At 63.0% G+C, this 9,768-nt stretch carries 6 protein-coding genes and 1 pseudogene; 2 read left to right on the top strand and 5 right to left on the bottom strand.

Translation table 11 applies throughout. The features are described from left to right. The 4 genes and pseudogenes from AC0L2K_RS33525 to rpsL all read right to left on the bottom strand — a co-directional run. A pseudogene (locus AC0L2K_RS33525) lies at positions 1-77 on the bottom strand (GTP-binding protein); the annotation flags it as partial. A 66-nt stretch (positions 78-143) separates the two neighbouring features. Further along, on the bottom strand, positions 144-2,234 hold the full coding sequence (gene fusA / locus AC0L2K_RS33520; protein ID WP_023798114.1) for an elongation factor G: 2,091 nt from the start codon (positions 2,232-2,234) through the stop codon (positions 144-146). 30 nt (positions 2,235-2,264) lie between these two features. Continuing rightward, positions 2,265-2,735 (bottom strand): 30S ribosomal protein S7, encoded by a 471-nt coding sequence (rpsG, locus tag AC0L2K_RS33515; protein ID WP_008875664.1) that lies wholly within the window; start codon positions 2,733-2,735, stop codon positions 2,265-2,267. Between the two features lie 85 nt (positions 2,736-2,820). Continuing rightward, entirely contained in the window at positions 2,821-3,192 is a 372-nt protein-coding gene (gene rpsL / locus AC0L2K_RS33510) for a 30S ribosomal protein S12 (RefSeq protein ID WP_006333356.1), read from the bottom strand. Positions 3,193-3,654: 462 nt separating this feature from the next. Here rpsL and AC0L2K_RS33505 point away from each other — a divergent pair, with 462 nt between their 5' ends. After that, the gene (locus AC0L2K_RS33505; RefSeq protein ID WP_023798115.1) at positions 3,655-3,936 is read left to right on the top strand and encodes a hypothetical protein; all 282 of its coding nucleotides are present in this window, start codon (positions 3,655-3,657) and stop codon (positions 3,934-3,936) included. Between the two features lie 110 nt (positions 3,937-4,046). Continuing rightward, positions 4,047-4,982, top strand: coding sequence for a Gfo/Idh/MocA family protein (locus AC0L2K_RS33500; RefSeq protein ID WP_473533468.1), 936 nt, complete (start codon positions 4,047-4,049; stop codon positions 4,980-4,982). A 340-nt stretch (positions 4,983-5,322) separates the two neighbouring features. Here the strand turns inward: AC0L2K_RS33500 and rpoC are convergent, their stop codons facing one another. Further along, complete coding sequence (gene rpoC / locus AC0L2K_RS33495) at positions 5,323-9,519, bottom strand: DNA-directed RNA polymerase subunit beta' (RefSeq protein ID WP_091591775.1); 4,197 nt, start codon at positions 9,517-9,519, stop codon at positions 5,323-5,325. Positions 9,520-9,768 lie beyond the last annotated feature (249 nt).

Raw genomic sequence — 9,768 nt, 5'->3', positions numbered from 1 at the left:
GTCTTGCCATGATCGACATGGCCAATCGTGCCGATGTTCACATGAGGCTTTGTACGCTCGAATTTACCTTTTGCCATGTGATCTCTCCATTCCTGCTCGCCCGTGCGGGCTTTGAATTAAGTTAGCGCTGCAACCCGTTGGGGTTACGCGTATTTCTTCTGGACTTCCTGAGCGACCGCGGTGGGGACCGGCTCGTAGTGATCGAACTGCATCGTGTAGGCCGCGCGGCCCTGGCTCATCGAGCGCAAATTGTCGACGTATTTGAACATGTTGGCGAGCGGCACCATGGCGTTGACAACAACCGCCACGCCACGCGATTCCTGGCCCTGAATCTGGCCGCGACGGCCGTTCAGATCACCGATGACGCTGCCGACATAATCTTCCGGCGTCACCACTTCGACCTTCATGATCGGCTCGAGCAGCTGCACGCCAAGCTTGGGCGCCGCTTCACGGAAGCAGGCACGGCCGGCGATTTCGAAGGCGAGCACCGAGGAGTCGACATCATGGTAGGCGCCGTCGATCAGCGTCGCCTTGACGCCGATCATCGGGAAGCCGGCGAACGGGCCGGAGGTCATGACGCTGTTGATGCCCTTTTCGACACCGGGGATGTATTCCTTCGGCACGGCGCCGCCGACGATCTTGGATTCGAACAGGAATTCGCTGCTTTCCGGATTCGGCTCGAAGAGGATCTTGACACGGGCGAACTGGCCGGTGCCGCCGGTCTGCTTCTTGTGGGTGTAGTCCTGCTCGTGCCTGCGGGTGATCGTCTCGCGATAGGCCACCTGCGGCGCGCCGACATTGGCCTCGACCTTGAACTCGCGACGCATGCGGTCGACGATGATGTCGAGGTGCAGTTCGCCCATGCCGGAGATGATCGTCTGGCCGCTTTCCTCGTCGGTCTTGACGCGGAAGGACGGGTCCTCGGCGGCCAGGCGATGCAACGCAAGACCCATCTTCTCCTGGTCGTTCTTGGTCTTCGGCTCGATGGCGATCTGGATGACCGGATCGGGGAACTCCATGCGCTCGAGGATGACCGGATGCAGCGGATCGCAGAGCGTGTCGCCAGTCGTCGTGTCCTTGAGGCCGGCCAAGGCGACGATGTCGCCGGCGAAGGCCTCTTCGACGTCAGCGCGCGAATTCGCATGCATCTGCAGCATGCGGCCGATGCGCTCCTTCTTGCCCTTCACCGTATTGTCGACCGAGATGCCCTTGGTGAGCTTGCCCGAATAGATGCGGGCAAAGGTGAGCGAGCCGACGAACGGGTCGTTCATGATCTTGAAGGCGAGCATCGACAGCGGCTCGCTGTCGTCGGCGTGACGCTCGATCTCGGCGTCGGTCTTGGCGTCGACGCCCTTGATGGCCGGAACGTCGGCCGGCGACGGCAGATATTCGACGACTGCGTCGAGCAGCGGCTGCACGCCCTTGTTCTTGAAGGCCGAGCCGCAGAACATCGGGTAGAACTTCACCGCGATGGTGCCCTTGCGGATCAGAGCGCGGATCTCGTCATTGCTGGGCATCTTGCCTTCGAGGTAATTCTCGAGCGCCGTCTCGTCCATTTCGACGGCGGCCTCGATCATCTTCTCGCGATATTCTTCGGCGCGAGCCTTGAGGTCGTCGGGGATCTCGACGACGTCCCAGGCGGCGCCCAGCGTCTCGTCGCGCCAGACCAGCGCGTTCATCTCGACGAGATCGACGACACCCTTGAACTCGGTCTCAGCGCCGATCGGCAGCTGCATGACGACAGCCTGCGCACCGAGGCGCGAGCCGATCATTTCGACCGAGCGATAAAAATCCGCGCCGATCTTGTCCATCTTGTTGCAGAAGATCATGCGCGGCACGCGGTACTTGTCGGCCTGGCGCCAGACGGTCTCCGTCTGCGGCTCGACACCGGCGTTGGCGTCGAGCAGCGCAATGGCGCCGTCGAGCACGCGCAGCGAACGCTCGACCTCGATGGTGAAATCGACGTGGCCGGGAGTGTCGATGATGTTGAAGCGGTGCATCTTGCCGTCACGAGCCTTCCAGAAGGTCGTGGTCGCGGCGGACGTGATGGTGATGCCGCGCTCCTGCTCCTGCTCCATCCAGTCCATGGTGGCAGCGCCGTCATGGACTTCGCCGATCTTGTGCGACTTGCCCGTGTAGTAGAGGACGCGCTCGGTGGTCGTTGTCTTGCCGGCGTCGATATGCGCCATGATACCGAAATTGCGGTAGTCTTCGATTTTATATTCGCGGGCCATGGGAGGTGCCTCTTCAGTCTCGTTCGCGCTTTACCAGCGGTAGTGCGCGAAGGCGCGGTTGGCTTCTGCCATCTTGTGGGTGTCTTCACGCTTCTTGACGGCGGTGCCGCGGTTGTTGGCCGCGTCCATCAGCTCGCCGGAGAGGCGGTCGACCATCGTGGTCTCGTTGCGGTTGCGGGCGGCGGCGATCAGCCAGCGGATGGCCAGCGCCTGACGGCGCTCAGGGCGCACGTCGACCGGAACCTGGTAGGTGGCGCCACCGACGCGGCGCGAACGCACTTCCACATGCGGCGCGACATTGTCGAGCGCCTGATGGAAGACGGTGACCGGCTCCTGCTTGGTCTTGGACTGGACCTGGTCGAGCGCGCCGTAGACGATGGTCTCGGCAACCGACTTCTTGCCGTCATACATGACGGCGTTCATGAACTTGGTGACGATCAGATCGCCGAACTTCGGGTCCGGATTGATCTCACGCTTTTCTGCACTGTGACGACGGGACATTTTTTCTCTGCCTCAATTCTGCGTGGTGGCCTGGATCCCGGATCGTCGCCTGGCGCCGTCCGGGATGACCTTGGCTACGCTTCGGTCACTTCGGACGCTTGGCGCCGTATTTCGAACGGCGCTGCTTGCGGTTCTTCACACCCTGCGTGTCGAGCACGCCGCGGATGATATGGTAGCGGACGCCCGGAAGATCCTTGACGCGACCGCCGCGGATCATCACCACCGAGTGCTCCTGAAGGTTGTGGCCTTCGCCGGGGATGTAGCCGATCACTTCAAAACCATTGGTCAGGCGGATCTTGGCCACCTTGCGCAGCGCCGAGTTCGGCTTCTTCGGCGTCGTTGTGTAGACGCGCGTGCAGACGCCCCGCTTCTGCGGGTTCTGCTGCATGGCCGGGACCTTGTTGCGCTTCACCGGCGCAATGCGCGGCTTGCGGATCAGCTGGTTGACGGTAGGCATTAAACCCTCTTGTCTCTCAATTCCGTGTCTCGCCCGGTCAGGGCCGCTCAAAGCGTCATTTCCATACGCAAAGTCGGGCCACAAACCGCGCCTCGCGGTCTTGCCCGAACAAATGGCAGAGGAAGCGGAAACCGCTTCATGCACGCCGGAAATGTCTTTTCGCTCGTAAAACGAACCCTGTTTGAGGCAAACTCCAAAGCGTGTCGCTTCGGAAGGGAGAGCCTCACATCGGTTCTGACTGGGCGGCTTCTACTCGCAAGCCTGTTGCCCGTCAACCCCGGAGCACCAAATATTACGCTGAAACCGAGGCTTGGCAGCCATGCGAAAAGCGCATGTAATTTTCTTTCGCCATTTTGCAAGAGCAAGGAAGAAAGTGACCGGCCCTCGGCTGTTGCATAGCCACGCTTCGTGCGAAAAAGCGACATGAACAGCGCAAATCCCCTCGCCCGGAGGAATCGGCCCGTGAACGACAATGATGAGCGCCCGGTCACCATCATCACCGGCCGGGCGTGGAAAAGAAAGGGCGGCAAGCCGGAAGGCGTCCACCTCATGCTGGTCGCGCCCGACGACGATTCGGCGGTGCGCCGGGCGCTCGAATCACTCGCGGCCGAAGGCTACGCCGAGGCTGAGCTCGACCAGATCGGCGACCTCGACGGCGTGCCCGACGAAGAGCCGCATTTGTCGGCCTATCAGGGCGCGCTCGAAGGCGAAGTGTCGATCGTCACCTTCGACGTGCCGCTGTGACCAGCCATGTCCCTCGCCGTCGCGGTTTGGGGCCGTCGCGGTCTGGCACTGCTTGCCCGGCATCGGTTCTCTGCTAAGAACCAAGCGCAATATCAACCTGCGGAGTTCCCATGTCCCTGAATAGCGGTCCCATCAAGCTCGGCATCGTCGGCGTGGGAAAGATTGTTCGCGACCAGCACCTGCCGGCCCTGGCCAAGGACCGCGACTACCTGCTCACCGCGGCCGCCAGCCGGCACGGCAAGGTCGACGGCATCGCGAATTTCCCTGATATCGAGGCGATGCTCGACGCCGTGCCGGAACTCGACGCCGTATCGCTCTGCATGCCGCCGCAGTTCCGCTACGACGCCGCGCGGACGGCACTCGAAGCGAAAAAACATGTTTTTTTGGAAAAGCCACCCGGCGCCACGGTCAGCGAGGTCGAAGACCTGAAAGCACTGGCCGCGGCAAACGGCGTCTCGCTGTTCGCCAGCTGGCATTCGCGCTATGCGCCGGCGGTTGAAGCGGCGCGCGCATTTTTAGGTTCGACCCAGATCAGGTCGGCCGCCATCAACTGGAAGGAGGACGTGCGCCGCTGGCACCCGAACCAGGACTGGATCTGGGCTCCAGGCGGCTTCGGCGTCTTCGATCCCGGCATCAACGCGCTGTCGATCGCGACCCACATATTGCCGGCGATGTTCATCAGCTCGGCGATCCTCGATTTTCCCGAAAACCGCGCCGCCCCGATCGCCGCCCATATCGCCTTCCGCACCTCGAACGGCTTGCCGGTGGCGATGGAACTCGACTGGCGCCAGACCGGCCCGCAAAGCTGGGACATCCTGGCCGAGACTGACAAGGGCGCGATGGTGCTTTCTGGCGGCGGCGCAAAACTCGCGGTCGACGGGCGCGTCGTTCACGACGAGCCGGAAGCCGAATATCCGATGCTCTACAAGCGCTTCGCCGAGATCGTGCGCGCCGGCGTCTCCGACGTCGATCTCGCCCCGCTGCAGCATGTCGCCGACGCCTTCATGCTCGGCAAGCGCAATGTGGTGGAAGCGTTTTTCGAGTGACGCCGCGGCGCTGCAAGGAGTGGCCTTCGCTCCGGCCCTGACCATCTTGCAAGCGTCGCGCCGCCCCTCATCTGGCTGCCGCCATCTTCTCCCCGTGAACGGGGAGAAGGACGCAGTCATCAAAGATTTCGCCAATCTCCACCGTCGCAGAAAGAGCGCCAAGGTTGCGGCCAGCTTCTTTCTCCCCGTTTACGGGGAGAAATGCCCGGCAGGGCAATGAGGGGCGGCGCCGGACGATCGAAGTATCGCAACCCGACGACGCCTCCCCCTACCTCAACTCACAAAAAAGCCGCCGGGTTGCCCCGACGGCCTAGTTGCCTGAGATCTTTACCCGCCGCGCTTACTGCGCGGCGGAAGCCATGTCGGTCAGCATCGGATCGGCGACCTCGACGCCCGACGCCTTGCGGCGCTCGTCGATGATCAGTTCGTCGCGCGAAGTGGCGATGCGCCGGATCTGGCTCATCGTGCCGCCGGTGCCGGCCGGGATCAGACGGCCGACGATGACGTTTTCCTTCAGCCCCTGCAGCATGTCGGTCTTGCCGGCAACCGCCGCTTCGGTCAGCACCCGGGTCGTCTCCTGGAAGGAGGCGGCCGAGATGAAGGACGGCGTCTGCAGCGAGGCCTTGGTGATGCCCAACAGCACCGGCTGGCCTTCGGCCGGCTTCTTGCCGTCCTCGACCAGGCGCTCGTTGACCTCTTCCAGCTCGATCACGTCGACGTGGTCGCCCGGAATGTAGGTCGAGTCGCCCTGCGCGGTGATCTCGACCTTCTGCAGCATCTGGCGAACGATCACCTCGATGTGCTTGTCGTTGATCGACACGCCCTGCAGACGGTAGACCTCCTGGATCTCGTTGACGAGGTAGGACGCAAGCGCCTCCACGCCCTTGATCGCAAGGATGTCGTGCGGCGCCGGATTGCCGTCGAGGATGTAGTCGCCCTTCTCGATGACGTCGCCGTCCTGGAGATGGAACGGCTTGCCCTTCGGGATCAGGTATTCGACCGGCTCAAGTGTCGAGTCATGTGGCTCGATGATGATGCGACGCTTGTTCTTGTAGTCGCGGCCGAAGCGGATCGTGCCATCGATCTCGGCGATGATGGCGTGATCCTTCGGACGGCGTGCCTCGAACAATTCGGCAACACGCGGCAGACCGCCGGTGATGTCCTTGGTCTTGGCGCTTTCCATCGGGATACGCGCCAGCACGTCGCCGGGGCGAACCTGTGCACCCGGCTCGACCGAAAGAATGGCCTCGACCGAGAGCAGGAAGCGAGCGTCGCCGCCCTTCGACAGTTTGCCGACCTTGCCCTTGGCGTCCTGGACTACGATCGCCGGCTTGAGGTCGTTGCCGCGCGGCGTCGAACGCCAGTCGATGACCTCGCGCTTGGTGATGCCGGTCGATTCGTCGGCCGTTTCCTGGACGGAAATGCCGTCGACCAGATCCTCGAACGCCACCTTGCCCTCGATTTCGGTGAGGACCGGGCGGGTATAGGGATCCCACTCGGCGATGCGCTGGCCGCGCTTCACCTTGTCGCCATCGTCCACGAAGATGCGCGAACCATAGGTGAGGCGGTGCGTGGCGCGCTCCTTGCCGGCCTCGTCGAGGATCAGCACGGCCATGTTGCGGCCCATGACCATCTGCTGGCCGTCGGAGTTGCGCACCACGTTGCGGTTGCGGATCTCGACCTTGCCCTCATACGAGGCTTCAAGGAACGACGAGTCCACCACCTGCGCCGTACCGCCCATGTGGAAGGTACGCATGGTGAGCTGGGTGCCCGGCTCGCCGATCGACTGCGCCGCGATGACGCCGACAGCTTCGCCCTGGTTGACCGGGGTGCCGCGGGCCAGATCGCGTCCGTAGCAGACCGCGCAGACACCGACCCTGACGTCGCAGGTCAGCGCCGAGCGGATGCGGACCGACTGGACGCCGGCCTTTTCGATCTGCTCGACGTCGCGTTCGTCCATCAGCGTTCCGGCCTTGACCAGAACCTCACCGGTGACCGGATGCGTGATGTCGTCGAGCGCCGTGCGGCCGAGAACCCGCTGGCCGACGGAAGCGACGACCTGGCCGGCATCGACGATCGGCTGCATGGTGAGGCCCTTGTCGGTGCCGCAGTCGACGGAGTTGACGATGCAGTCCTGCGCCACGTCGACCAGACGACGGGTGAGGTAACCCGAGTTCGCCGTCTTCAAGGCGGTGTCGGCCAGACCCTTGCGGGCGCCGTGGGTCGAGTTGAAGTACTCGAGCACGGTCAGGCCTTCCTTGAAGTTCGAGATGATCGGCGTTTCGATGATCTCGCCGCTCGGCTTGGCCATCAGGCCGCGCATACCGGCAAGCTGCCGCATCTGGGTGGGCGAGCCGCGCGCACCGGAGTGCGACATCATGTAGATCGAGTTCATCGGCTTTTGACGGCCATTGTCCTCGAACTCGACCGCCTTGATGCGAGCCATCATCTCGTCGGCGACCTTTTCCGAGCACTTGGCCCAGGCGTCGACGACCTTGTTGTACTTCTCGCCCTGGGTGATCAGGCCGTCATTGTACTGCTGCTCGTATTCCTTGGCCAAGGCCTCGGTGTCGGAAACCAGCTTGATCTTGGCATCCGGAATCAGCATGTCGTCCTTGCCGAACGAAATGCCGGCGCGGCAGGCGTGGCTGAAGCCGAGGGCCATGATGCGATCGCAGAAAATGACCGTCTCCTTCTGACCGCAATGGCGGTAGACGGTGTCGATCATCTTGGAGATGTTCTTCTTGGTCATCTCCTGGTTGGCGGTCTCGTACGGCACATTGACGTTCTTCGGCAGAAGCTCGCCGATGATCATGCGGCCGGGCGTGGTGTCGTAGATCTTCGACACGACCTTGCCGTCCGCATCGACCGAGCGGAAGCGGCCCTTGATCTTGGAGTGCAGCGTCACCGCCTTGGTCTCGAGCGCGTGCTGGAGTTCGCCCATGTCGGCAAACACCATGCCCTCGCCCGGCTCGTTCTGGTTGACGATCGAGAGATAGTAGAGACCCAGGACCATGTCCTGCGACGGCACGATGATCGGCGCGCCGGAAGCCGGGTGCAGGATGTTGTTGGTCGACATCATCAGCACGCGGGCTTCAAGCTGTGCTTCCAGCGACAGCGGCACGTGAACCGCCATCTGGTCGCCGTCGAAGTCGGCGTTGAAGGCCGTGCAGACCAGCGGGTGAAGCTGGATCGCCTTGCCTTCGATCAGGATCGGCTCGAACGCCTGGATGCCGAGGCGGTGCAGCGTCGGCGCACGGTTCAGAAGCACCGGATGCTCGCGAATAACCTCGTCGAGGATATCCCAGACCTCCGGACGCTCCTTCTCGACCAGCTTCTTCGCCTGCTTGACGGTCGAGGAATAACCCTTGGCGTCGAGACGGGCATAGATGAAGGGCTTGAACAGTTCGAGCGCCATCTTCTTCGGCAGGCCGCACTGGTGCAGCTTGAGCTCCGGACCGGTCACGATGACCGAGCGGCCGGAATAGTCGACGCGCTTGCCGAGCAGGTTCTGGCGGAACCGGCCCTGCTTTCCCTTCAGCATGTCGGACAGCGACTTCAGCGGGCGCTTGTTGGCGCCGGTGATGACGCGGCCGCGACGGCCGTTGTCGAACAGCGCGTCGACGGCTTCCTGCAGCATGCGCTTTTCATTGCGCACGATGATGCCGGGCGCGCGCAGCTCGATCAGCCGCTTCAGGCGGTTGTTGCGGTTGATGACGCGGCGATAGAGATCGTTGAGATCGGACGTGGCGAAGCGGCCGCCGTCCAGGGGAACCAGCGGGCGCAGGTCCGGCGGGATCACCGGGACCACCTTCATGATCATCCATTCCGGACGGTTGCCGGACTCCATGAAGTTCTCGACGACCTTGAGCCGCTTCAAATACTTCTTCTGCTTGAGCTCGGACGTGGTCGAAGCCAGCTCCGAACGCAGGTCGCCGGCGATCTTCTCCAGGTCCATGCCGGCCAGAAGGTCGTGGATGGCCTCGGCGCCGATCATGGCGGTGAACGAATCTTCGCCATATTCGTCGACGGCCATCATGTACTCTTCCTCGCTGAGCAGCTGGTGCTCCTTCAGCGCGGTGAGGCCGGGCTCAGTGACGATGTAATTCTCGAAGTAGAGAACGCGCTCGATGTCCTTCAGCGTCATATCGAGCAGCGTGCCGATACGCGACGGCAGCGACTTCAGGAACCAGATATGGGCGACCGGCGCGGCCAGCTCGATATGGCCCATGCGCTCGCGACGGACGCGCGACAGCGTGACTTCGACGCCGCACTTCTCGCAGATGACGCCCTTGTACTTCATGCGCTTGTACTTGCCGCACAGGCATTCGTAGTCCTTGATCGGGCCGAAAATGCGCGCGCAGAACAGGCCGTCGCGCTCCGGCTTGAAGGTGCGGTAGTTGATGGTCTCCGGCTTCTTGATCTCGCCGAACGACCAGGACAGAATCTTCTCAGGGCTGGCGAGCGAAATCCGGATGGAATCGAACACCTGTGCAGGCGCCTGGGGATTGAAGAGATTCATGACCTCTTGGTTCATGCCGTTCTCCTTTTCGGGGTCATCGAAAACCCCTTGCATCTAGCGCGGGCCAAACGCCCGCCGACTTGATCGGCCATCGGCCGAGAAAACTCTTGTTTGAGCATGATCTTGGCCGAAAACCGGTAACCACTTTTCGGGATCATGCTCGGCGGGGGGGGGGGGGGGGGGGGGGGGGGGGGGGGGGGGGAGGGGTGGGGGGGGGGTGGGGGGGGGGGGGGGGGGGGGGGGGGGGGGGGGGGGGTGGGGGGG

The sequence above is a fragment of the Mesorhizobium sp. WSM4817 genome, assembly GCF_055811135.1.
The sequence above is the reverse complement of the archived record's forward strand: the minus strand, read 5'-3'. Positions and strand labels throughout refer to the sequence as shown.

Bases quoted from the DNA above. Each gene is read 5' to 3' on its own strand.
- fusA (WP_023798114.1), bottom strand. From the start codon at position 2,234: ATGGCCCGCGAATATAAAATCGAAGACTACCGCAATTTCGGTATCATG.
- rpsG (WP_008875664.1), bottom strand. From the start codon at position 2,735: ATGTCCCGTCGTCACAGTGCAGAAAAGCGTGAGATCAATCCGGACCCG.
- rpsL (WP_006333356.1), bottom strand. From the start codon at position 3,192: ATGCCTACCGTCAACCAGCTGATCCGCAAGCCGCGCATTGCGCCGGTG.
- AC0L2K_RS33500 (WP_473533468.1), top strand. From the start codon at position 4,047: ATGTCCCTGAATAGCGGTCCCATCAAGCTCGGCATCGTCGGCGTGGGA.
- rpoC (WP_091591775.1), bottom strand. From the start codon at position 9,519: ATGAACCAAGAGGTCATGAATCTCTTCAATCCCCAGGCGCCTGCACAG.